Here is a 23,662-nt window from a genome sequence, read left to right on the forward strand (position 1 = left end):
CCATGCATCAGAAGTCCAGCTTTCTCGTCGGCCTGATCGGGAGCGGCATCGCGGCGTCACGCACTCCGCCTATGCATGAAGCGGCCGCTGACGCCGCGGGCATCCGTTATCTCTACAAGAAGATTGACCTGACTGAGTTGAAGCTTGGTGCCGAAGCGCTGCCGGAATTGCTGACGGCGGCAAAGTGGATGGGCTTTGACGGGCTGAACGTGACTCATCCCTGCAAGCAGGCGATCATTCCACTCCTGGATGAGCTTTCGCCTGACGCGGAGGCGCTTGGTGCCGTGAACACCGTGGTCGTCAGGAATGGCCGAATCATCGGCCACAACACCGACTGGTTCGGCTTTGCCGAGAACTTTCGCCGCAACATGCAGGGTGCATCGCTCGGTCGTGTCGTCCAATTCGGCGCCGGCGGTGCAGGAGCGGCAGTCGCTTTCGCGCTGATGAAGCTCGGCGTGCGGGAGTTGACCATCATCGACGTCGACCCGGCCAAGGCGCAGAATGTGGTCGACGGCTTGTCCCCGCGATTTGCAGAAGGGCGCTTGAGGGTCGGCCGGGATGTCGCGGCCGCCGTTGCTGCCGCAGACGGAATTGTCAACGCGACGCCGATCGGCATGGACAAATATCCGGGCACGCCGCTGCCGACGGCTCTGCTGCGTCCCGATCTGTGGGTCGCTGAGATCGTCTACTTCCCGCTGGAAACCGCCCTGCTGCGCGCGGCGCGTGCCCTCGGCTGCCGCACCGTCGATGGTGGTGGCATGGCGATCTTCCAGGGCACCGAAGCATTCCGCCTGTTCACGGGCATCTCACCTGATCCAGACGTTTTCTTCGCCACTTTTGCATCCCTGGGAGGGTAACACCCGGCCGATGGGCGAGCGGCACGCACAACGCCCGAGAGGAAACGCAAGATGGGCTATACGCTCGATTTCTCGGTGGTTTGGCACGCGATGCCGGCCCTGCTGTGGGGGTGCGTGGGAACGTTGGCCCTGGCGCTTGCCGGCATGACGCTCGCAATGATGATCGGCGTCGCCGGCGTCGCGGCACGCGATCTCGAAGGCGGCCTGGTTGCGGGCCATCGTGATCGGCTTTGTCGAGATCGTGCGCAACACGCCTTTCCTGGTGCAGATCTTCTTTCTCTTCTTCGCCCTGCCGCTCATCGGATTGAGGCTCAATCCGACCGCCACCGCCATCATCGCGCTCGGCGTCAATGGTGGCGCCTACGCCATCGAGATCATCCGCGGCGGGGTGCAGTCCATTCATAAAGGACAGGTGGAAGCCGGCTACGCGCTCGGACTGCACAAAGGGCAGGTATTCCGGTTCATTGTGCTCAAGCCCGCGCTTCGCGCGATCTACCCCTCGCTGACGGGGCAGTTCATCATGCTGACGCTGACCTCATCGATCTGTTCGGCGGTATCGGCCTACGAATTGACATCGGTTGCGCAGCGCATCGAAAGCGACACGTTCCGCAGCTTCGAGGTCTATTTCTTCGTCACCTTCCTCTACCTCGCGATCTCCTGGCTCTTGATGCTGGGCTTCGCCGTCGTCTCTCACCGCTTCTTCTCATATCCGACACGCTGAGGGAGCGATCATGACACCGCATTTTGGCCTTCCCGAGTTCGGCTTCCTGCTGCGTGGTCTGCAATGGACGATGCTGCTGACTCTGGTTGCGTTTGTGGGCGGCTGCACGGCAGGTCTGGCTGTAGCATTGCTGCGTACCTGTGGTCATAGGGGCGTGGAGTGGATCACCCGCATTTACATCGGGTTGTTCCAGGGCACTCCGCTGCTGCTGCAGCTTTTCGTCGTGTACTATGGATTGGCGCTCACCGGGCTGAAGCTCGACGCCTTCGTGGCGGTGGCGATCGGCTTCACCGTGAATGCCTCCGCCTTCCTTGGTGAGATCTGGCGCGGAGCGATACAGGCCGTGCCGCGTGGCCAGACCGAGGCCGCGATGGCGCTTGGACTGCACTATTCGTCGCGCATGCGCGACATCGTGCTGCCGCAGGCAATCCGCATCTCGCTGCCCGCGACCATCGGCTATCTCGTGCAGCTCATCAAGGGCACGTCGCTCGCCGCCATCGTTGGTTTCATCGAACTCGCCCGCGCCGGTCAAATCGTATCGAACCAGACCTTCCAGCCCTTGCTCGTCTTCGGCGTGGTCGGCGCGATGTACTTCATCCTCTGCTGGCCACTGTCGTGGTGGGGCAGTCGGATGGAGGCCAGGCTCGCCCTGGCCAGTCAAAGGTAGGAACGGCGCACCTGCTCAATCACAAACAGCCATCACCAGGAGGAGATATTCATGTTGTTTTCACCCAACCGTCGCCAGCTCGGCATCGCGCTGCTGGCATTGGCGGCTATCGCCATCGCAGGCAAATCGCAGGCCGGCACTCTGGAAGACGTGAAGAAGAAGGGCGTCGTCGTCATTGGCATTCAGGGCGACAATCCTCCCTGGGGCTATGTCGACAGCTCGGGAAAGCAGGATGGCATCGATGCCGACATGGGACGGGCCTTCGCTGAATATCTTGGCGTGAAGGCCGAGTTCGTTCCGCTGGCGGTGGCCAATCGTATTCCGGCGCTGACCACAGGCCGGGTCGACATTCTGTTCGCGACCATGGCCATGCTGCCCGAGCGTGCGAAGGCGGTGCAGTATTCCAAACCCTACGTCGCCAACGAGATTACACTGGTCGCAGCCCAGGCAACGCCGATCAACAGCAATGCCGACATGAGCAAATTCGTCATCGGCGTTCCGCGGTCCTCCACGCAGGATACTCAGGTGACCAACAACGCCCCGTCCGGGACCGAGATCCGCAGATTCGACGATGACGCCGCCACCATCCAGGCGCTGCTCTCTGGCCAAGTCCAGGCCGTCGGCGCGATCTGTTTTATCCGCAGCGCCTCAACGCCGCAAAGCCGGAACTGGGGTTCGAGCCCAAACTTCACTTTACCGCTCTGTACAACGGCGCCTGCACGCGCCTCGGAGAGAAGGAGTGGAACGAGACGGCCAACAAGTTCATCGACCAGATCAAGTCGAACGGCAAGTTGGCCAGTTTCTACGCCAAATGGATGAAGGTCCCGGTCCCTGTCTTCCCGGACTCCGTCCCCGGCGTTCCCTTCACCGTCCAGTAGCCACCGCGAGCGGCCGACGCGATCCGCGTCGGCCGCCGCCCAACGGCGGAGACCAGCATGCAGGACCAGATCCTGATCGAAATGAAGGGCGTGCAGAAGTGGTACGGCGGGTACCAGGCTCTCCGCAACGTCGATCTCATCGTGCGAAAAGGCGAGAAGATCGTGCTCTGCGGTCCGTCGGGCTCAGGCAAGTCGACGCTGATCCGCTGCATCAACCGCCTCGAGCCGATCCAACAGGGCAGCATCGTGGTGAACGGTCATCGGCTTGACGACAGCATCAAGGCGATCGATGTCGTCCGTCAGGACGTCGGCATGGTCTTTCAGAGCTTCAATCTCTTTCCGCATATGACGGTTTTGCAGAACTGCATGCTCGCACCCATCCGCGCGCGCCGCATCAGCAAGAGCGAAGCGGAAGCGATTGGGCGAAAATATCTCGAGCGCGTGCGCATCGGTGACCAGGCCGGAAAGTACCCGGCTCACCTTTCGGGCGGCCAGCAACAGCGCGTCGCGATTGCGCGTGCGCTCTGCATGCAGCCTAAGGTGATGCTGTTTGACGAACCGACCTCGGCACTCGATCCTGAGATGGTCAAGGAGGTGCTCGATACGATGATAGGCCTCGCCAACGACGACATGACCATGATTTGCGTCACCCACGAGATGGGCTTTGCCCGCCAGGTTGCCGACCGGGTCATCTTCATGGCTGAAGGGCAGATTATCGAAGAGGGCGCGCCCGAAGCATTCTTCCGCAATCCACAGCATGCCCGCACCAGGCAGTTCCTCGGCGAGATCCTTGCCCATCACTGAACGGAGTTCTCTTATGAGTCGTCTTGTTTACGTCCTCAACGGCCCAAATCTCAATTTGCTCGGCAAACGCCAGCCACACATCTATGGTCACGAGACGCTTGCGGACGTGGAGCGGGATTGCCGGGCGCTGGGCAATGAGCTTGGCCTGGAGATTCGTTTCCATCAATCCAACAGGGAATGCGAGCTGATCGACTGGATCCACGAGGCGCGCGAGACGGCCGCCGGGATCGTGATGAATCCCGCCGCTTTCACCCATACGTCAGTGGCTATCCTGGATGCTTTGAACACGTTCGAGGGGACGGTGATCGAGGTGCACATTTCCAACGTGCACAAACGCGAGGAATTCCGCCACCATTCGTTTGTCTCCAAACGAGCTGATGGGGTCATCGCGGGCTTCGGCACCCAAGGTTATCTGCTCGGCTTGCGTCGTGTGGCCAAGCTGCTTGATGAGACGAAGGGATAGCATGTTATGAGTGCACCCGTCCGCCTGTCGGTGCTGGGAGCGGGTCTCATCGGCAAGCGACACATCGAGCATATTCTCGCGCGGCCGGAGGCGATGCTGTCGTCGATCGTCGATCCGGCGCCGGCGGCCCGAGAGTTGGCGGTTTCGCACAAGGTGGACTGGTTTCCGTCCTTTCAGGACATGCTCTCCAATAATCGGCCGGACGGGGTGGTCGTCGCCACCCCCAACCAGATGCACGTGGCCAACGGCATGGATTGTATCGCGGCTCGCATCCCAGCGCTGATCGAGAAGCCGTTAGCGGATGACGTGCTCGCTGCACAGGGCCTGGTCGAAGCCGCCGAGCGGGCGGGCGTGCCGCTGCTTACCGGCCATCACCGCCGCCACAACCCGATGATCCAACGCGCCAAGGCGGAGATTGACAGCGGTCGGCTCGGCCAGATCGTGTCGGTGCATGGCATGTTCTGGCTGATCAAGCCGGACGATTATTTCGATGTGGCCTGGCGCCGCGAAAAAGGTGCGGGGCCTGTTTTCCTGAATCTCATCCACGATGTCGACCTGCTGCGGTACCTCTGTGGGGATATCGTGTCCGTACAGGCTGCCCAGTCCAATCGGCTGCGTGGACATGCGGTTGAAGAGACGGCGGTGATCATTCTGCACTTCGCCTCCGGAGCGCTGGGAACGGTCAATGTCTCGGACACCATCCAGTCGCCTTGGAGCTGGGAATTCACGGCCGGTGAGAACCCGGCCTACAGTCGTACGCAGGAGGCCTGTTACCAGATCGGCGGCACGAGGGCATCGCTGGCCATTCCGCAACTGGATCTATGGCGTCACCCAAGCAAGGCCAGCTGGTGGGCGCCGATCGAGCGCGAGCGGCTGCGCTACGAGAAGCAGGACCCGCTTGGCCTGCAGATCGCAAATTTCTGTCGGGTTATCCGCGGTACCACCGAGCCTGTGGTGAGCGGGCGCGAAGGGCTGAAAACCCTTCGAGTGATCGATGCGATCAAGCGCGCCGCGGAAACCGGAGATTTCATATCGGTTTGATACCGGAACGCACGGCGTCCACGCCGAGGTATCGGCGTCTGGAAATGTTGGGCGTCCGAAATTCGCAAGCATGGACATCGTAAACGCCTTGAAGGTGCTGGTGCGCGTCACGCAGACCTTTCTGGACGAGCGTTTTGGAGTTCGACTGCTGCATAGGACCACCCGCAAGCTCAGCCTGACGGATGATGGGCAAATGTTGCTCCATCTCGCCCGACCGGTGCTCGAGGGCATCGGAACCATGGAAGCTGCGATGGCTCGGGCGATTCCGGCCCCCTGACGCTGTCTCCTGCGCCGACAACGACGATCCGGCCCACGTCTTCGTGTTCGAGATGTTCGCGGACGTGGGGGCGTACAAGGCTCGTCTCGAACAGGCGCATTTTCAAGACGTACGAGGTCCACGACCCTGGGCGTGGTTAGGTCCCTCAAGCTGCGGGATACCGTGCCGACCCTGCTTGCTGCCCGCCCAGAAAACCTGCACACGGACAACGAGGTTGCCTGCGTCGTGCACAGGATTGCCTCGGAGCGCCGAGACCGTTCGGCGCTCATCGCGCTTGCCCGGCTCCCGTCCCGCCCATGAGGGCGACAAAGGGGACGGCCCACGCCGCCGAGGCGTTGCCTAGGAATACCAAGGTCAGGACGGCCTGCGTGAACATCATGCCGACCTCCACAACGCGGCGGCCCAAGGCCGCCGCAACCGCATCGGCACGCCCCCGCGTGGCGGCGGGTCGTCGTCGCCGTCGAGCCGCCGCAGCGCGGCGAGGATATCGGCGAGCCGGATCGCGTGGCCCATGCCGGGAATCTCGCGTAGCGCGGGACAGGATTCGACGGCGAACATGTCGGACGCCCAGGACGACAGGATGATCCGCTTCTCCGGCGCGGAGAGCTCGTTGTCGTTCAGGACATTCTCCGGAGACGCATAGTACGCGGCCGGATGGAAGAGGGGATTGAGATTACCTGGGTTGGTATTGGCGTTGGTCATCGATTGCCTCCCTTTACACTCCTTTCCTCGGGACGGTTTCGGTGAGTTCGGGCGGCGGCGACCGCCGCCCGTGATGATCGTTACTGCGTGTTGATCGCGATACGCTTGACGCCCGCTCTCGGGTTCTCGGATTTCGGCAGTGAGATGGTCAGGACGCCGTTCTTGAACGACGCTTCGGCCTTGTCCTCATCGACGTCCTCGAGCGCGATCTGCCGCTGGAACGAGCCGTAGTAGCGCTCGCTGAAGTATCTGCCTTCGTCCTTGCGCTCGCTCTTCTTTTCGCCCCGGATGCTCAAGACGCCGTTCGCGATTTCGATCTGGACGTCGTTCTCCGTCATGCCCGGAAGCTCGGCCGAGATCGTCAGCGCCTTGTCGGTCTCGCTGAGCTCGATCTTGGGCCAGCCGAATTGCCCTTCCGCGAGCGGCGACAGGCCTGTCCCGCCGAAGCCGCGGAAGACATCGTCGAACAGTCGGTTCATTTCGCGATGAAGCGTCATGAAGGGATCGTGAGTGCCGCGCCCCGTCGCGAGCTCCTGGTTTCTGGACCAGGGAATGAGATCACGAACTGCCATGATTTTTCTCCTTCATTGCATGGGCCAGGGAGCGCGGCCACGCTTGCGCGCGCCGCGTTCCGCCGCCGAACCTCGATCCAGCGTCAGGCTGCCTTCTTCTGCTCGATCTGCGACGGAGAGGCGCCGCTTCCGATCTGGATCCGGCGCGGCTTCATGGCTTCTGGCACCTCGCGGACGAGATCGATGATGAGCAGGCCGTCGCGGAAGCAAGCGTCCTTCACCTGGACATAGTCGGCCAGGTTGAACACGCGCCGGAACGGACGCGCAGCTATGCCCTGGTACAGGTACTCGCCGGCCGCCTTCTCCGGCTTCCTGCCGTCGATGATGAGCGCGTTCTGCTCGGCCGTCACGGCGATGTCGTCGGCTCCGAAGCCGGCGACGGCAAGCGAGATCCGGTAGTGGTCCTCGCTGGTACGTTCGATGTTGTACGGGGGATAGTGGTCTTCGCTTGCCTGGCGCAGCGTGCTGTCGACGAGGTCGGCCAGGTGGTCGAAGCCGATGGTGGAGCGCCACAGGGGCGCGAAGTCCAACGTGGTCCTCATAACCAAGTCCTCCAAAGAGCAAGATGGATACAAGGAGCGCAAGGCAGGAGTCAGAGCGGGTCTGATACCCGGCCCGGCGCCCGCGCCGGACCCGTGAAGGCGCCCGGCACACCGCTCTCGCGGCGAAAAATGATCTAGAAAAACGAGAAGCCGTTTCAAGAGGTCTGCCACAAAAATTTTTGCGGCGATCCCGGCCCCGCTCGCCACCTGCTGCAGCGCACTACCAAGGACTCGGAGATGCGGCGAGAGGTGACTTGACAGCCACTCGCGTCCGAATATTTTTTTGCGCCGGGAATTCTCTTTCCCAGTTTGCTCAACACCAAAAGGACCGTGACGACCGTCAGGAGTGACGACGATGCTCGATGAAGATCTGGCCCGCATCCGCGCGCACCGCAACAACATCCACCGCTACCGGCGACTGCTTCGCACGAAGCTATCGGAGCTTGAACGTCAATTTATCGAACGTCGCCTCGCCGAGGAGAAGGCTTCGCTCGAATCCCTTGCCACGAAAACCTTGCCTGTCGCGTTTACGGTGCCGAACGGCCCGGTTGGCTCCGTAGAAGCGAGGGGCGGGCTATGAGCGACCTTCGCGACCTCCTCATCCGCGGCAGCGAAAAGGTGATCGGACACTATCGCCTCCTGCTGGCGAGCGCCAAAACCGAGGCCGAGCGCCAGCTCTACCGAAGCCGGATCGAGCGCGAGCAGCGGCTACTGGACGACTTGCACGGCGGATTCCCCGATCAGTCCGCTACATATGACTTAGGGCACGTAAAGGCTGCGTAACTGGCTTCTTAAAGGTCCTCTCGCAGTCCTTTGAAGAGCGGGTGCCGGACCTTTCCTTCGGCCGATTTGGCCCGGTACTCGATCTCCGCGAGCAGCTTCGGCTCGACCCAGATGCCCTTGTGCGCGATGCGCTTGGCGTAAGGCTGCGTCTTCCGGATCAGCGGCTTCAGCCGTTTCTGCAGGTCGGCGGCGGAGGATTTGTCGAAGCCGTCCTTGCCGGCATAGACGAGGTCGCCGCCCTTGCGCCGGCCAAGGTAGATGCCGTCCCACTTGCCTTCCTCGAGCGCGAAACCGGCGATGGTGAGCGTCTCCCGCTGCGCGCAGGTCTTCTTGACCCACGCGTTGCCGCGGCCGCTCACTACCAAACCCAGGGCATTGCCATGGCCGTCTCAGTCCGGCGGCTGTAGGCCGGGCGATCTCAGCCACTGGCTCATGTGCGAGCCGATCTCGGCCTGGCGGGCTTTGCGGAGGGTGTCCTCCCGTAGCGGACCGGGAGGGAGGGATCTGGCTGCTTCTCGGAGGCGTTTTGCTTCTTCGGCAAGGCGTTCTTCCAGGGACACGGTTTGCGTGAAACGGCGTCGTCGCTGCATGACACAACCTCGTCTGACGGGTCCTAACCGTTGGGTTTGAATTTCACGAATCCAATATGCAGAAGCCGACGTTCCGGTTCCCGGACGGTCTAGGCTGCGCGAAATGCAGATCAGCCGAAGACGACCTTAGTTCATCTTGCGGCGTAGTTTCCGAAGCAGCTCTCGAGGTCGGCGGCGTACTCCTCAATGATCCGCCGCGTCTCCTCCATCCTGGATCGGCTCGACCCCGGCGGCCAGCTCGAGGAGCTCGCGCCCGGCCGCGGCAGGACCGTCGTAGCGGCTAGCCTCAGCGTGCTTCATGCGCCGATGCCGAGGTGAGTCATCTGATGCGGCGCTTTCGTTGCTGCGGCATCGGACTGCGCAATTGCCCCGCCGAGACGGGGCACAGTCGTCCGCTCATCACCTGAAACGTCTCTTGGTGCATTCGCCGATGCATCGCCTTCCAAGGATTCGTTCACTGCGTCCGGCTCGCGATCGGGCTTGTACCAGGTACACGTTTCTGGTACACGGCCCGAATATCGGGCGTCTGTAACAAGCTGATTTTTCTGCGAATTCTGGTATCTCCCGTTGGGTGGCAGAGAGTCCCACTCTCTCCGCATTTGCGCGATTTGTACGCCAACCTACGACCCTCTACGATCGTGCGCGCTTTCGCGCGGCTTTGTACTCGCGAGCTACCGGCCCAGGTTCACTCGTGATCTGGCCTCCCCGCGAGAGAGCGTCGGGTCGCCATCGACGTACGGATCAGCCCACCGTCATCATGTGTATGTGTTCGTGAGACCAGAACAGACTGGTCATTGATCTGCGCTTGTCCCAGGAAGGCTCGGCCGTGTTGATCGGCGCCGAGCGTCTCAACTCGAGTGAGGGGGCAGATGAGCACGAAGCAAAGTCAAGGAGGAGACGTCCGCGTAGAGCTCACGTTGCCGTCGAATGGTTGGAACGATATTGTCCGCGATGCGGCGCCGGCAAGAAATTGATGGAGTGGTGTGCCTCCGGACAGGTTTGCTTGGTCGCAGGATGCGCGCCAATCTTCAATTGACGAAGCGCTTCACAGCTTCAGCTCAAGGCGTGACCGGCCAATCCGTAGACCCACGGCTCGTTTTCCTTTCGGTTCAGGAATCGCCGTCCCTTGGACATGGTTGTGACTGTGTCGTTCATCCCGAGGCGGCTCTGTTGAAGGAAGTCCGCAAATAGACCAGTCTGCTCCCGCGTATCCACGCGGGCGAACCTTCCGGCGAGATCCTTGAGATGCACGGCCGTAAGATGGATCGCGTCACAATCATTGCTGGCAACGATGGGGCCGATCACATGACCGCGCCCGAATTCGCGCTTCATGGAATAACCGACGGTCGCACCGCCACGGCGCAGGACGCAGATTGACGAACCTTCAGAAAGCAATGCAAGCAGCTTCTGACGGCTGGCTCCAAACGCGCGTTTATCCAGTGCTGCGATCTCTTCGATATTCCCGGTAGACAGCGAGCTCAATTCGCCGTCGAGAGCCGGCACTGGCGGAGACGGTGACACGACCTCTCCTTGCCACAGATACACGGTGGCTTCCTTTGTGAAGCCTAGCGAAAGATACAGATGATACGCGGCATCGGTCGAGTTGAGGACCAAATTCCGGTCGCCACACCGCTCGAACACCTGCTCCATGAGCCAGCGGCCAGTACCCTGAGCCTGCGTTCGGGGCGATGTGATCACCAGGCCAATCGTCGCGAACTCGCGGCTATATGGGAACCACATCGCGCTGCCAAAGACGCGTCCAATACCATCGACGGCTACGATGCCATGACCTGCGCGGCGCAAGAAATCCCAATCCTTGGGTCGATGCGGCCAGCCAACGCCGGTCGAGAGTGCGTGGAGCAGCGTCACATCAACGTCGTTGATGTCCTTCGCGGCCAGCTCAAAGGACTTCACGCGTACCGTTCGTCCCATCTCGACTCGTCCGTTCCTTCGCGGGATGCCAATTGCTCGCACATCGCGCCTTTTCTCTTCCGCCACAATAGGGTAGCAGGCGTATTTCGCCGCACTATCGCACGGAAAGCCAGCAGGTTTCCCCTGTTTGGGCCTTCTTTTCGAAATCTTCGGCCTGTCTTGCAACGTAATTCGGCAGGGAAAGCTCCGGCTTGCAGCTACCCTCTCGGTGTTGGGCAAACTGCGCAGTAGAGTGGGGCGCCGTGAATGCTCAAGAAGGTCTTGCGAGGCTAGTCGCTTTTCCCGGCGTCGTCGACACGCCAACCTAGGCAGAGGCGTACACCGATGGCATTTTTGTTCAAGTCAGATGCTGCGAGGGCGGCAATCTTCCGCCAGGTCTTTGCGCGCGAGCTCCCCGACCTGGATTTCATCATTGCAGCGAGAGTTTCGACCCGGAAAAGGTGCGGTACCTGCTGATGTGGAGCGCGCCCGACGACCTCTCGCGCTTTCGTAATCTGGAAGTCCTCTTTTCCATCGGCGCCGGGGTTGATCAGTTCAGGCCGGAAACCATACCTGACCATGTAAAGCTCGTGCGCATGGTCGAGGATGGCATCATACGTATGATGCAGGAATACGTCGTCCTCGGGGTGCTGACGCTGCATCGCGAGATGCTGGCCTATCGGGAGCAGCAGAGAAGGGGCGTTTGGCAAGCGCTGGCAACGTCCCAGGCGCCTGATCGGCGTGTCGGCTTCCTCGGCGTTGGCATGCTGGCGCAAGCCGCGATCGACCGCTTGAAACCGTTTCGATTTCCCCTTGCAGCGTGGAGCCGAAGCAAGAAGGTGATCGAGGGCGTCGCCTGCTTTCATGGCGACGACCAGCTTGGCGACTTCCTGCGAGGAACGGATATCCTCGTCTGTCTTCTCCCCCTGACGGAGCAAACGAGCGGCATCCTGAACGCAAGGCTCTTCTCGCTTTTGCCAGCGGGAGCGAGGCTACTGCACGTCGGCCGCGGCCCGCAGCTTGACCAGGGCGCACTCATCGAGGCGCTGGACAGCGGGCAGCTGGCAGCCGCCATGCTTGACGTCACCGATCCCGAGCCGCTGCCGGAAAGCCATCCACTCTGGTCCCATCCGAAGGTGATCATCACGCCGCATATCGCGTCCGTGACGCAACCGCACACGGCAGCACGATCCGTCATCGAGAACATCCGGCGGCACCGCGCTGGACGAAATCCGATCGGCCTTGTCGATCGAACACTCGGCTACTAACAGGAAAAGCGCCATGTCACTTCTGGTCACCATCGACACCAATCCGGACTTCGCACCGAAGAACGCATTGCCTGCTCCGGAACGGCTCATCTCCGGCAATCCGTCCTTCAAGACCTGGGCCCAGGACGCCTCGAAAGGCGAGAAGGTGCTGACCGGCGTCTGGGAAGCAACGCCTGGCGAGACCCATTCCATCAAGGGCACCACCTTCGAGTTCTGCCACATTCTCTCGGGCCTCATCGAAATCGAGGAAAAGGGTGGCGAGACCAGGAGGTACCGCGCCGGCGACAGCTTTGTGATGAAACCCGGCTTTGTCGGCGTCTGGCGCACGATCGAGACCGTGCGAAAGATCTACGTCTGCCATTACGATTGAGACGATGCTGAGGGGCACTAGAGCGGCCCTCAGAATATTCGACCTCCGGCACAGCGTCTGAGCAGATTCAACGCGGCCAGACACTTCATTCTCAATGAAAAATGCTTCGTGCAGTCCTGTACTGCTCGCATGAGACGGCTTCGTCTCGCCACTCCCAAATCAGGCAGTGATGGTGAGGCCGACCCGAAGGCAAGGAGCAAGCCCATGATTGCACTAAAGGACAAGGATCTGTTTCGCCAGCAAGCGCTGATCGGCGGCACTTGGCGGGACGCGAGCACGAAAGCCAGCGTTGATGTCATTGATCCTGCCAGCCAGAAAGTGCTTGGCACCATCCCCGATATGGGCCGAGACGAGACCAGGGCAGCAATCGACGCAGCGGCCGCTGCGTTCAAGCATTGGAAGGCCAAAGCTCATGCAGAGCGTGCCGCGCTGCTGGAGCGCTGGTATGAGCTCATGCGGCGCCATGAGCAGGATTTGGCTCTTCTGCTCACGCTGGAACAGGGCACGCCGCTTGCTGAATCGCTCGGAGAGATCCGTTATGGGGCATCCTTCGTCAAATGGTTTGCCGAAGAGGCCCGCCGCATCAACGGATCGACAATCCCGGCGCCCAGCGCCGATCGCCGCATTCTGGTGCTGAAGGAACCGGTCGGGGTCTGCGGGATCATCACGCCCTGGAATTTCCCAAATGCGATGATCACGCGCAAGGTGGCGCCTGCGCTTGCCGCGGGCTGCACAGTCGTCATCAAGCCATCTGAGTTTACGCCTTTTTCGGCTCTCGCCATCGCTGTTCTGGCTGAGCGGGCCGGAATCCCGGCGGGCGTGATCAACATAGTGACGGGCATGCCGGTGGAAATTGGCGCGGAGTTGATGGCCAACGAAACCGTCCGTAAGATCTCGTTCACCGGATCGACGCGCGTCGGCGCGTTGCTGATGAAGGGTGCCGCCGACAATATCAAGAGGCTCAGCCTCGAGCTCGGCGGCAACGCGCCGTTCATCGTTTTTGACGATGCCGATATCGACCGGGCGGTCGAGGGAGCGATTGCATCAAAATTCCGCAATGGCGGGCAAACGTGCGTCTGCTGCAACCGCATTCTCGTTCAATCCGGCATATACGACGCCTTCGCCCAGAAGCTTGCCAGCCGGGTCGCAAAAATGAAGGTCGGTCCCGGTACGGAAGAAGGGGTCGCAATCGGGCCGATGATCAACGGCGCAGCGATCGAGAAGATCAAACGGCACGTCGTGGACGCACTGAACAAGGGCGCAAAGATCATCTCGGAGAGTGAAGCGGTGCCGGAAGGGCGGCAATATGCCCGCCCTGTCGTGCTCGGCGGCGCAACCACTGAGATGCTGTTGGCTTCAGAAGAGACCTTCGGTCCGGTCGCGCCGCTTTTCCGCTTTGAGACCGAGGACGAGGCAATTGCGATCGCCAACGGCACGCCTTTCGGCCTTGCCGCCTATTTCTACACGGAAAACCTCAAGCGTTCATGGCGTGTTGCCGACGCGCTGGAATTCGGCATGGTCGGCCTGAACACCGGCCTGATCTCGACCGAGGTGGCGCCGTTCGGTGGCGTCAAGCAGTCGGGCCTCGGACGCGAGGGATCCCAGCTCGGGATAGAAGAATATCTCGAGATCAAGGCGCTGCATGTCGGCGGGCTGGACTGAAAGCTTATCGGATTAGTATCTGAACAAGAAAAGGGGGCGGCTGAACCGCCCCCTTTTTCCTTCACAGCACACCGATCTCGATTGAAGCTTTTGAAGAACTGAAGCGCAACGAGTGGGCCCGAGGGAACTGCGCTCACGCGCTCTTGCGCAGAGGCTCCAGGCCGACGGCCGCCGCAAGCCCGTCGATGCCGGCGACCTCGGTGTATTCATAGAAGGGGTTCGCGGGCTCGTGACCGCGGTTCACCCAGACCTTGCTCTTGATGCCGAGGTCGTAGGCGGTCATCAGGTCGTAGCGGAAGGAGGAGGAGACGTGGGTGATATCCTCCGGGCCGCAACCCAGCTTGTCGAGCATATACTCGAAGCCCTTCATGTGTGGCTTGTAGGCGCCGGTTTCCTCGGCCGTGATGACCATGTGGAAGGGAGCGCCAAGCTTCTCCACATTCGACATGATGAGGTTCTTCATGGAGTTCGACAGGATGACCAGCGGAATCTCCCTGGCAACTTTGGCGAGACCTGCCGGGACATCGGGATGTGGACCCCATGTGTGGATCTCGTCATTGATGCGCTGGGCATGCTCCGGCCGAAATACGATGCCGTTGCGCTTGCACGAGCGCTCCAGCGCATTGTGCACGACCTCGAAGTACGGCTTCCACGCGCCGAGAACCTCGTCCAGGCGATAGGCAGAAAAGTCCTTGATCAGCTTTGCCATAGCCGTCGCCGAGAGCTCAGAGCCATAGACCCTCCTTGCTGCGCCGGCCATGTCGAAATTGGTCAGCGTGCCGTAACAGTCGAAGGTGATGTACTTGGGTCTAAACGTTGCCATGGTTCAATCCTTTTGGTCCTCACGCACCGCGTTCCGGTACGACAGGGATCATAGCGGGCAGACGACCGGATAAAGCACCGCTGTCGCGGCGACCGGGAGCAGATTGTGTCGTATCGGATCGGAGCTGTGGCAGAGAGTTTTGTGAAAAGGCGCCTCCGAGTTGTGCGCCAATGCCTTGCGCAGCCCGATGCCCGCATAAGATGCGGCGCCGGTCGTCAATGATAGTCAAAATGCTCTTCGTTCATGTTCAGCCCGGGAGCAACTGCCGTCCTGGGCGTCTTACGTTGAGCTCCGAAGACATCGTGGTGGCCGCACAAGCATTGCAGTTGAGCTGGAGGACGACATGTTGAGCAACTCGCTGATTGAACTCGATCGCGCGCATCTGATTCACCCGGTCTCATCCTATCGCAGCCACGAGGCGACGGGCGTCCGTGTGCTGAAGTCAGGGAAGGGCGCGACGCTGACCGATGTCTCGGGACGTCAATTGCTGGACGGTTTTGCGGGTCTGTGGTGTGTCAATGCCGGCTACGGACAGGACAGCATCGTCGAAGCGGCTTTGAGGCAGCTCCGCGAACTGCCTTATGCGACGGGCTATTTCGGATTGGGCTCCGACCCGGCCATTCGGCTTGCCGCCAGGCTGGCCGAATTGGCGCCGGGCGATCTGAACCATGTCTATTTCACCTTGGGCGGCTCCGATGCCGTCGACAGCACGATCCGGTTCATCCGGTACTATTATCACGCCAAGGGTAGGCCGCAGAAGGACCAGTTCATTTCCGTCGAGTCTGGCTACCATGGATCGTCGACGGCAGGGTCCGGCCTGACTGCGCTACCGGCCTTTCATGCGGGCTTTGGAGTGCCCTACAGCTGGCAGCACAAGATCCCGTCGCACTACGCCTATCGCAATCCCGTCGGTTCGCATCCCCAGGCGATCATTGCGGCATCGGTCGCAGCTCTGCGGGCCAAGATCGCCGAGCTCGGCGCCGAACGCGTCGCCGCCTTCTACGTCGAACCGATACAGGGGTCCGGAGGCGTCCTCGTTCCGCCGCCGTCTTGGCTGAAAGCGATGCACGCTGTTTGCAAGGAGCACGATGTTTTGTTCGTTGCCGATGAGGTCATCACCGGTTTCGGTCGTGTCGGTCCGCTGTTCGCCTGTGAAGACGACGACGTCGTGCCGGATCTTATGACCACGGCAAAAGGCCTGACTTCGGGCTATGTGCCGATGGGGGCCGTTCTGATGTCCGACCGCGTCTACAACACCATTGCAGACGGCGCCGGCAGGGCGGCCGTCGGCCACGGCTACACCTATTCCGCACATCCCGTCAGCGCAGCTGTCGGGCTCGCGTGCCTGGACCTTTACGAAAACGGCCTGTTGGAAAACGGCCGAAAGGCAGGGCATCGTCTGATGGAGGGTCTTCGCGCGCTTGCTGATCATCCGCTTGTTGGCGATGTCAGGGGGCGCGGTATGCTGGCTGCAATCGAGCTCGTGACCGACAAAGAGCGCAAGACGCCCCTGCCAGTGGAAGCCGACGCGGGGCGCCGCATTTTCGACCGCGCTTGGGACAACGGTCTCGTCATCCGCGCGTTCGCGCAAGGCGTGCTGGGCTATGCGCCACCGCTGTGCTGCACGGATGCTGATATCGACGGTATCATCGAGCGGACCAGGACAACGCTCGACCAGACGCTCGAAGACGAGGACGTCCGCGCGGCCATGAAGGGATAAGGACCCAGCCTGTCCTCTAGCCGTTGAATATGCTTTCGAGCGGCAAATGGGACTTCACGATTGGCGATTTCAGCACGACGAAACTGAAGTATTTGTCGATACCGATATCCATCTCGACCAGGCGCTCCATCACCGCCTGGTATTCGCTGATCCCCGCCGTGATGAACTTGACGAGATAGTCGTACCCGCCCGAAACGAGATGGCACTCGACGACGGAATCGATCTTTTCGATGGTTGTGAGAAAGCGCGCGAAATCGATCTGCCGGTGATTCTTCAGGGTGATTTCGGCGAAGACGGTCAGAGTTTGTCCGAGCTTGGCAACATCGATCTGGGCGGAATAGCCGGTGATGAAACCTTCGGTCTGGAGCCTCTTGACGCGCATCAGGCACGGGCTCGGGGAAAGGTTGATCAGCTCTGCGAGCTCGACGTTGGAAATCCGCCCGTTCTTCTGCAGTTCGCATAAAATCCTGATGTCGATCTTATCGAGCTTCATCGCAATGCCATGAGATGGGGCCGACAACGGCGTCAGGGGTTCGAGGCTTCAGCGTCATATGCATTGTCATAACACCAACCAGCATTTTTTCCCATCGGGGGTGAAAACCGGACTCTAGAACTCGCTGACCTTGCCCCAGGCGCTCATTTTGAGGCGCTCCGGCCTGTAGGGGCGCGGGTCGACGATCGGCGCACGACCGGTGATGATGTCGGCGATCATATGCCCTGCGCCCGGGCCAATGCCAAAACCGTGGCCGCTGAACCCTGCGGCCAGGATGAAACCTGGAATCGACTGAACTTCGCCGATTGCGGGGATGCCGTCCGGCGTGCTGTCGATGTAGCCGGCCCAGACGTTGGAGATTGCGACGTGCCGGAGTTCCGGCACCAGCTTACAGGCTCGTCGATGCGTCAGCCGAATCTGTCTCATGTCAGGGCGAGGATCAAGCGTCCGGTTCAACTCCATCGGCGTCACCTCATCGAGCCCCCATTTCGCCAGGGATTCATGGCCCTGCCGCAGGCCCTCGAAAGCCCCAGGGCTAAGACTTCGCCACCGGCGGGCGAACATGGGCAGGAATTCGCGGCCGAACCTGAACTGCTGCGGCGTCGGATCGACCCGCGCACGCCCGCTGATTGCCAGCGTGTATCCGCCATTGCCACGCCGGGTGAGCGACACCAGTCCGGCGTACAGGGCACCAGGTAGCCCCGCTGCGCCGGGGGCCAGGGCGAGAATGGAAGAGCGCACGGATGCTTGTGGAAAGCGAATTCCCAGCTGGTTACAGAACGAAGAGGCCCATGCGCCTCCTGCCATGACCACCGTCTTTGTCCGGATCGTGCCGGCTTCGGTCACCACTCCGCTGACCCGGCCGCCACTGAGCTCTACGCCGCGCGCCGCGCATTGCTGGTGCACCGTCCCACCGGCCGCCATGATCGCACGCGCGGCGATGGGCACAGCCTTTGAGGTATCTGCCGTCCCGTCGGTGGGAGAGAAGACGCCGCCTTTCCACTTGCGGCCGGTGACCTTGCCTCGCTCGTTGGCTTCTTCGGCACTCAACATGTGCGTCGTAACGCCCACCGTTCTGGCGAAATCTCGCCACTTGGCCCAGCCGGCCAGCTCACTTTCGTCGTTCGACAAATACAACAGGCCGCAGCGGCGGAAGCCCGTATCTTCGCCCGTCTCTCGGGCGACTTGCTCCCACAGATCGAGGCTCTTGGTTGCGATCGGCAACTCGCGCGCGTCGCGGTTCTGCTGGCGGCACCATCCCCAGTTGCGGCTGGATTGCTCGGCGGCGACGCGGCCCTTCTCGAGCAAGGCGACCTTGAGGCCGCGGCGGGCGAGGTAATAGCTCGTGAACACGCCCACGACCCCGCCGCCGATGACGACCACGTCTGCCTCTCGAGGCAGCGAGGGGCTGGATTCGATGTGCATGAGTGGCGCGTTCATGGGGGCGGAGACTCCGATGCTCGCCGTATCGTATCCGAGCAGTTGCGGCACGCACGTTGCGGACTTTCGTGGTTGCGCGGAATATCCTGCGGTTTGCGGCTTGTGGTGCAGGCGGTTATTGCGAAGATATCTCGATCGTACGCGATCCCGTCGGCGCGAAACTGAGGATAATCTCTGCACTCGGATCCGCCTTTTCGTGGCTTGGAGGCAAACCTCAGCCGAACATGCGCGCCGGCAGCCGCAGACCGAAATGCCAAATCGGGCTTCGTTTTTAGAACTTCATGCTGCCTACCCCTCGCGTTTCGGCGACTCCGGGATGATTGAAGCGGCCAGACTTGTGAGTACCGGATCAATGTCGATCAACGGGCAGAAATTCAAAAGGTGACGCGCGATGTGCCTTGTCTGGGAGGAGACCTTCGCCGAAGCGATCGAGCTGGGCGCCAATGGCAGCCTCCCGGACCTCGATTCATTGTTCGAGCGGTCCATTCGACTGATCGTCGGCCCTCTGCGACGCCTTTGCCTATAGAGCAGCCACCTCTGAATCATGTCGTATTCACCGCGCGGAGAATGGCAGAATGAGCGACGAGTTGTTGACCTGTCCGAGCGTAGTGGCGGCAAAAGAGGCCGAAGAGCCGATCCGCAACGGGATCATGGGATGCGCTCGAAAGGGGAGAATGTTCAGATGATCTCTGCCCCGCAGCCTTTAGCCTCGGAAGATGTGGCACTCGCGGTCCGCGATCTGACTGTGAGCTTGCCGGCGGGCATGGAGCGGGCGCACGCGGTCGAGAACGTCTCCTTTAAACTGAAGCGCGGGCAGATCCTCTGCATCATTGGGGAATCCGGTTCTGGCAAGTCTGTCACGGCCAACGCGATCATGGGGCTCTTGCCCAAATCGATCCGCGTGTCTTCGGGAGCAATCCATCTGGAAGGCATGGACCTCGTAGGACTCTCGCCAGAGAGTCTGCGAGACCTCCGTGGCCGTGTCGTCTCCATGATCTTCCAGGACCCGCTATCCGCGCTCAATCCGCTGATGACAGTCGGCGCGCAGATCGAAGAAGTGATGGCGGCGCACCGGATCGGAACGCCGAAATCCCGCCGTAGCCGCGCCATAGAATTGCTGACGGAGGTAGGCCTGCCCGATCCGCCGCTGATGTATCATCAATATCCGTTCCGGCTCTCGGGCGGGCAGCGACAGCGGGTGATGATCGCCATGGCTCTGGCTCTCGAGCCCGCGATCCTGATCGCGGACGAGCCGACCACCGCACTCGACGTGACGACCCAGGCGCAAATCCTGCAACTGATCCGCGACATTCAACGCCGCAAGGGAATGAGCGTGATGTTCATTACCCATGACTTCGGAGTCGTGGCTGAGATTGCCGATTCCGTTGTGGTGATGGAGAAGGGTCACTGCGTGGAGCAGGGGAGCGCCGAGCAGGTGCTGAAGTCCCCGAGCCATCTCTACACGCGCCGTCTGATCGCGGCCGTGCCGCATCTGACGGGTAAGGACCGCGTTCCGGCGGAAGCTGCGGCTTCGTCTTCCATCCTGAAGGTCGAATGTCTGGTCAAGACCTATCGCAGCGGCAGTGCGCTGTTCGGCAAGCAGCGGATCGTGCCCGCGGTTAACGGCGTGTCGTTCGACCTTTCGCCGGGACGCACCCTGGGCGTGGTTGGAGAAAGCGGGTCCGGCAAATCCTCGCTCGGGCGATTGTTGATCAAGCTCCTCGACAGTGACAGCGGCTCTATCCTGTTCGAGGGAGGCGACGTTGCCCGGCTATCCGAAGCCCAGTTTCGGCCGCTTCGGCCAAAGATCCAGATGATTTTCCAGGATCCATTTGCCTCGCTCAATCCGCGATCAACGGTCGGGCAAATACTGACGGTTGGTCCGATCGCGCATGGAGTGCCGCGCAAGGACGCATGTGAGCAGGCACGAGAGCTTCTGGCCCATGTCGGCCTGGATGCGGGAACCTTCGATCGTTATCCCCACGAGTTCTCGGGTGGCCAACGTCAGCGCATCGGAATCGCTCGGGCGCTGATGTTCAAGCCGAAGCTGCTGATCGCTGACGAGGCCGTTTCAGCGCTCGACGTATCGATCCAGGCGCAGATCTTGAAGCTGTTGGACCAGATCCAGCGGGAGACCGGCGTATCGATGATCTTCATCACGCACGATCTGCGCGTGGCCAGCCAGATCTGCGATGAAATCGCGGTCATGCATCGAGGGCAGATCGTCGAGCATGGGCCGCCGTCGCAGATCTTCCTGAGCCCGATATCCGCCTACACACGGGAACTGGTCGCTGCCATCCCCGGCGAGCAGCAAAGCAGCGCCCGCGCCGTCGGAAGCCAGTCGACATTGGCCGGACACAGCCACAAATGAGGAGGGGTCATGACTGAAGCAAAGACTGCACCGATCTATTCGCGGCGTAGCGCACTCCAGTTGATGATCGCGGGGGCAACTGGCCTCGCGGGATCAAATTTGCTGGGCCAGCCTGCCTTCGCACGTACTACTACGGCGAAACCGACCGGCCGCGTGGTCGTCGGGCTTGGACAAGAGCCGACCGTCTTCAATCCGCTGATGGCACATATTGAAGTCGATGACGGCGTGCATTTCTCGGTCTTCGACGCGCTGTTCCGCATCGATCCTCAGGGCGTCATCCGCCCCAACCTTGCCCTGGAGGTGCCGGATCAGAAGAACGGCGGCATTTCGCAGGACGGTCTCAACTGGCGCATTCGTTTGCGTGATGATGCGCGCTGGCACGACGGCACGCCGTTCAGCTCCGAGGACGTGAAGTTCACGCTCGAGCTGATCATGAATCCCAACTTCCGCAGCTGGCGCACGGCCGGCCATGCTCTCGTGCGCGACATCACCGTGATCTCGCCGACGGAGATCTCGTGGCGGATGGAAGAGGCCTTTGCGCCGTATTTGTCCTTCCTGACCGAAACCTTCATCGTCCCCAAGCACATCCTCGGGAAGGAGTCCAATCCGAACAACGCCGCCTTCAATCAGGCGCCGGTCGGCACCGGTCCGTTCAAGTGGGGGCAGCGGGTCGCCGGCGATCATCTCGAGCTCGTGGCGAACCCCGACTATTTCGGTGAAGGCCCGCACATCGAAAAGCTGGTCTTCAAATACATTCCCGATCTCACCGTCCTCTACACCCAGTTCAAGAGCGGCGACATTGATCTCGTAGGTCAGCCTTACATCACGCCCGATCATTACGGGGAAGCCAAGACGTTGCCGAACCGCACGGTGACGCTCGTTCCAAGGACCGCGTTCGAATCCTTCTATCTGAATCTCGAGCGCCCGCAGTTCAAGGAGCTTGCCGTTCGCGAGGCGCTCTACGCGGCGATCGACAAGGAGGCGATCATTCAGGGGCTGTATTACGGGGTGCCTAGTCCGACCGAGACGTTCATGCCGAGGCAGTCCTTCTTCTTCAACCCCAATCTGCCCCTGCACCAATTTGATGTGAATCGCGCGGGCAAGATCCTCGATCAAGCCGGCTGGGCAAAAGGCGCGGACGGCATTCGTGCCAAGAACGGCGTTCGCCTGTCCTTTACCAATTCGACCACGTCGGGCGATCCCCTCCGCGAACAGGTGCAGCAGTATCTGCAGCAAACGTTTGCTCAGCTGGGGGTCGAGATGAAGATATCGAACCTGCCCGCCGCGGTGATGTGGGGCGAGTTCTGGGGGCAATCGAAATTCGATTCCGTCATCGTCGGCAGCACCTATTTGATCGGCGCAGACCCCGACGTGACCAACCGCTTGCACTCGCGGTCGATCGCCGCGAAGGGCGGCCGCGGCTCGAACAATGCACAATTTACAAACCCGGAGGTCGATGCCCTGCTCGACAAGGGCGCACGCACCTTCGATCCGGAAGCGCGGCGCGCGATCTACTTCCGGGTACAGGAACTCGTGCGTCGCGACCTGCCTTTCCTGCCGCTGTATCAGACCAATGCGGTCGAAGGCCTCAAGAAGGGGATCAACGGTTTCGTGCCGAACGGCAATACGCGCACGGAATCCTGGAATGCGCTGGCCTGGTATTGGGCGAGCTGATGTGCTGCCGGCCTAGGCCCGGGAGGCCGAGGCCGGCGCTGGAGTGATGCTGCAAAGCCAACATGGTGGCTCCAATGTCCGGGTTCCTGCTCAATCGTTTCTCGCAGAGCATCGTCCTGCTGGTGATCGTCTCGATCATCGGCTTTACGGTTCTCAACCTCATGCCGGGTGGTCCTCTGGCGCAGTTCGGGCTCGATCCGGGCATGACGCAGAAGGACGTGGAGCGGCTCGCAGCGCAGCTCGGGTTGAACCGGCCGCTATGGATCCAGTATCTCGATTGGGCCTGGCGGCTGCTCCAGGGCGATTGGGGACACTCGTTCCGCGACGGCTCCTCGGTGCTGGCGGTGATTGGTCGGCACCTGCTGGCGACGCTGCTGCTCATGGGGACATCCACCGCATTTGCGATCGCGGTCGGTGCCTGGATCGGAATCCGAGGCGCCACCCACCGCTATTCCCTGTTTGACTACTGCGCGACCGTCGGCGCCATGGTCGCCTTGTCGGTCCCGACTTTCTGGTTCGGTCTCATCGGCATCTATATCTTCACCCTGAAGCTCGGGTGGGTTCCTGCAGGCAACATGTACACGATCGGCGACGGCTCGGTGCTGGACCATCTGCACCACCTGATTTTGCCGAGCCTGGTGCTATCGCTGGTTCATGTCGCGGTCTGGAGCCGCTACATGCGGACGGCGACACTGGATGCGCTAAGTCAGGATTTCGTCAAGACCGCGCGCGCCAAGGGCGTCAGCGAGCGCCGCATCCTGCTGAAGCATGTCGTCGGCAACGCATTGCTACCGATGATCACGCTGGCAGGAATGCAGCTGCCCAGCATTCTGACCGGCGCATTGGTTACGGAGACGGTCTTTACGTGGCCCGGAATGGGCCGGCTGTTTCTCGATAGTCTCGGTTACAGTGACTATCCGGTCGTGATGGGGCTGTTGATCTTCTCGGCCATCCTGGTCGTGCTGGGCAATCTGATCGCAGACATCGTGACCGCCACCGTCGATCCGCGCATTCGCCTGGCCTGAGCCTGCGG

Annotated in this window: 22 protein-coding genes and 4 pseudogenes; 17 read left to right on the top strand and 9 right to left on the bottom strand. The window is 61.2% G+C overall.

Going from position 1 to position 23,662, the window contains the following annotated elements:
- Positions 1 to 2: 2 nt before the first annotated feature.
- The 8 genes and pseudogenes from N2603_RS19085 (at position 3) to N2603_RS19120 (ending at position 5,708) form a co-directional block, all read left to right on the top strand.
- Entirely contained in the window at positions 3 to 857 is an 855-nt protein-coding gene (locus N2603_RS19085; RefSeq protein WP_260385728.1) for a shikimate dehydrogenase, read from the top strand.
- A gap of 51 nt (positions 858 to 908) precedes the next feature.
- Positions 909 to 1,578 (top strand): annotated as a pseudogene (locus tag N2603_RS19090) (amino acid ABC transporter permease).
- Between the two features lie 10 nt (positions 1,579 to 1,588).
- Positions 1,589 to 2,245 carry an amino acid ABC transporter permease gene (locus N2603_RS19095; protein WP_018643974.1) on the top strand — a complete coding sequence of 219 codons (657 nt, stop codon included), beginning with the start codon at positions 1,589 to 1,591 and terminating at the stop codon, positions 2,243 to 2,245.
- Between the two features lie 51 nt (positions 2,246 to 2,296).
- A pseudogene (locus N2603_RS19100) lies at positions 2,297 to 3,123 on the top strand (transporter substrate-binding domain-containing protein).
- Positions 3,124 to 3,180: 57 nt separating this feature from the next.
- Entirely contained in the window at positions 3,181 to 3,927 is a 747-nt protein-coding gene (locus N2603_RS19105; protein ID WP_260389960.1) for an amino acid ABC transporter ATP-binding protein, read from the top strand.
- 13 nt (positions 3,928 to 3,940) lie between these two features.
- Entirely contained in the window at positions 3,941 to 4,390 is a 450-nt protein-coding gene (aroQ, locus tag N2603_RS19110) for a type II 3-dehydroquinate dehydratase (protein WP_260389961.1), read from the top strand.
- A gap of 6 nt (positions 4,391 to 4,396) precedes the next feature.
- On the top strand, positions 4,397 to 5,431 hold the full coding sequence (locus N2603_RS19115; protein ID WP_260389962.1) for a Gfo/Idh/MocA family protein: 1,035 nt from the start codon (positions 4,397 to 4,399) through the stop codon (positions 5,429 to 5,431).
- Between the two features lie 70 nt (positions 5,432 to 5,501).
- Positions 5,502 to 5,708: a LysR family transcriptional regulator gene (locus tag N2603_RS19120; protein ID WP_027544602.1), complete on the top strand. Its 207-nt coding sequence runs from the start codon at positions 5,502 to 5,504 to the stop codon at positions 5,706 to 5,708.
- A 375-nt stretch (positions 5,709 to 6,083) separates the two neighbouring features.
- Here N2603_RS19120 and N2603_RS19125 read toward each other — a convergent pair whose 3' ends face one another.
- The 3 genes from N2603_RS19125 to N2603_RS19135 form a co-directional block, all read right to left on the bottom strand.
- Positions 6,084 to 6,410: a hypothetical protein gene (locus N2603_RS19125; RefSeq protein ID WP_027544601.1), complete on the bottom strand. Its 327-nt coding sequence runs from the start codon at positions 6,408 to 6,410 to the stop codon at positions 6,084 to 6,086.
- 80 nt (positions 6,411 to 6,490) lie between these two features.
- On the bottom strand, positions 6,491 to 6,982 hold the full coding sequence (locus N2603_RS19130) for an Hsp20/alpha crystallin family protein (protein ID WP_260389963.1): 492 nt from the start codon (positions 6,980 to 6,982) through the stop codon (positions 6,491 to 6,493).
- A gap of 83 nt (positions 6,983 to 7,065) precedes the next feature.
- Positions 7,066 to 7,524 carry an Hsp20 family protein gene (locus tag N2603_RS19135; RefSeq protein ID WP_212495966.1) on the bottom strand — a complete coding sequence of 153 codons (459 nt, stop codon included), beginning with the start codon at positions 7,522 to 7,524 and terminating at the stop codon, positions 7,066 to 7,068.
- Between the two features lie 355 nt (positions 7,525 to 7,879).
- On the opposite strand from N2603_RS19135, the gene N2603_RS19140 reads away from it, so the two are divergent.
- A complete protein-coding gene (locus tag N2603_RS19140; RefSeq protein WP_260389964.1) occupies positions 7,880 to 8,104 on the top strand; it encodes a hypothetical protein in 225 nt (74 codons plus the stop codon).
- Positions 8,101 to 8,307, top strand: coding sequence for a hypothetical protein (locus N2603_RS19145; protein WP_260389965.1), 207 nt, complete (start codon positions 8,101 to 8,103; stop codon positions 8,305 to 8,307). The genes N2603_RS19140 and N2603_RS19145 overlap by 4 nt, the downstream gene beginning before the upstream one ends.
- Positions 8,308 to 8,315: 8 nt before the next feature.
- On the opposite strand, the pseudogene N2603_RS19150 reads toward N2603_RS19145, so the two are convergent.
- The 3 genes and pseudogenes from N2603_RS19150 to N2603_RS19160 all read right to left on the bottom strand — a co-directional run.
- Positions 8,316 to 8,663 (bottom strand): annotated as a pseudogene (locus tag N2603_RS19150) (ATP dependent DNA ligase); the annotation flags it as partial.
- Between the two features lie 33 nt (positions 8,664 to 8,696).
- On the bottom strand, positions 8,697 to 8,897 hold the full coding sequence (locus N2603_RS19155; protein ID WP_080584096.1) for a hypothetical protein: 201 nt from the start codon (positions 8,895 to 8,897) through the stop codon (positions 8,697 to 8,699).
- A gap of 1,053 nt (positions 8,898 to 9,950) precedes the next feature.
- A complete protein-coding gene (locus N2603_RS19160; RefSeq protein WP_260389966.1) occupies positions 9,951 to 10,829 on the bottom strand; it encodes a GNAT family N-acetyltransferase in 879 nt (292 codons plus the stop codon).
- A 324-nt stretch (positions 10,830 to 11,153) separates the two neighbouring features.
- On the opposite strand from N2603_RS19160, the pseudogene N2603_RS19165 reads away from it, so the two are divergent.
- The 3 genes and pseudogenes from N2603_RS19165 to N2603_RS19175 all read left to right on the top strand — a co-directional run bounded on the left by N2603_RS19165 (position 11,154) and on the right by N2603_RS19175 (position 14,108).
- Positions 11,154 to 12,076 (top strand): annotated as a pseudogene (locus N2603_RS19165) (2-hydroxyacid dehydrogenase).
- A 13-nt stretch (positions 12,077 to 12,089) separates the two neighbouring features.
- The gene (locus N2603_RS19170; protein WP_027544597.1) at positions 12,090 to 12,446 is read left to right on the top strand and encodes a cupin domain-containing protein; all 357 of its coding nucleotides are present in this window, start codon (positions 12,090 to 12,092) and stop codon (positions 12,444 to 12,446) included.
- 204 nt (positions 12,447 to 12,650) lie between these two features.
- Entirely contained in the window at positions 12,651 to 14,108 is a 1,458-nt protein-coding gene (locus tag N2603_RS19175) for an NAD-dependent succinate-semialdehyde dehydrogenase (RefSeq protein WP_260389967.1), read from the top strand.
- A gap of 133 nt (positions 14,109 to 14,241) precedes the next feature.
- Here the strand turns inward: N2603_RS19175 and N2603_RS19180 are convergent, their stop codons facing one another.
- A complete protein-coding gene (locus N2603_RS19180) occupies positions 14,242 to 14,931 on the bottom strand; it encodes a haloacid dehalogenase type II (RefSeq protein ID WP_027544595.1) in 690 nt (229 codons plus the stop codon).
- A 343-nt stretch (positions 14,932 to 15,274) separates the two neighbouring features.
- Between N2603_RS19180 and N2603_RS19185 the strand changes: the two genes are divergently transcribed.
- Positions 15,275 to 16,651: an aspartate aminotransferase family protein gene (locus N2603_RS19185; RefSeq protein WP_260389968.1), complete on the top strand. Its 1,377-nt coding sequence runs from the start codon at positions 15,275 to 15,277 to the stop codon at positions 16,649 to 16,651.
- A gap of 16 nt (positions 16,652 to 16,667) precedes the next feature.
- On the opposite strand, the gene N2603_RS19190 is transcribed toward N2603_RS19185, so the two are convergent.
- Positions 16,668 to 17,144, bottom strand: coding sequence for an Lrp/AsnC family transcriptional regulator (locus N2603_RS19190; protein WP_027544593.1), 477 nt, complete (start codon positions 17,142 to 17,144; stop codon positions 16,668 to 16,670).
- A gap of 114 nt (positions 17,145 to 17,258) precedes the next feature.
- Positions 17,259 to 18,584: an NAD(P)/FAD-dependent oxidoreductase gene (locus N2603_RS19195; RefSeq protein WP_027544592.1), complete on the bottom strand. Its 1,326-nt coding sequence runs from the start codon at positions 18,582 to 18,584 to the stop codon at positions 17,259 to 17,261.
- 682 nt (positions 18,585 to 19,266) lie between these two features.
- Between N2603_RS19195 and N2603_RS19200 the strand changes: the two genes are divergently transcribed.
- From N2603_RS19200 to N2603_RS19210, 3 genes are all read left to right on the top strand, one after another.
- Positions 19,267 to 20,955 carry an ABC transporter ATP-binding protein gene (locus tag N2603_RS19200; RefSeq protein ID WP_260389969.1) on the top strand — a complete coding sequence of 563 codons (1,689 nt, stop codon included), beginning with the start codon at positions 19,267 to 19,269 and terminating at the stop codon, positions 20,953 to 20,955.
- 9 nt (positions 20,956 to 20,964) lie between these two features.
- Positions 20,965 to 22,629: a peptide ABC transporter substrate-binding protein gene (locus tag N2603_RS19205; RefSeq protein WP_027544591.1), complete on the top strand. Its 1,665-nt coding sequence runs from the start codon at positions 20,965 to 20,967 to the stop codon at positions 22,627 to 22,629.
- 74 nt (positions 22,630 to 22,703) lie between these two features.
- Positions 22,704 to 23,654 (top strand): ABC transporter permease, encoded by a 951-nt coding sequence (locus N2603_RS19210; protein WP_260389970.1) that lies wholly within the window; start codon positions 22,704 to 22,706, stop codon positions 23,652 to 23,654.
- Positions 23,655 to 23,662 lie beyond the last annotated feature (8 nt).

The organism is Bradyrhizobium huanghuaihaiense, assembly GCF_025200885.1.
Lineage (GTDB): Bacteria > Pseudomonadota > Alphaproteobacteria > Rhizobiales > Xanthobacteraceae > Bradyrhizobium > Bradyrhizobium huanghuaihaiense.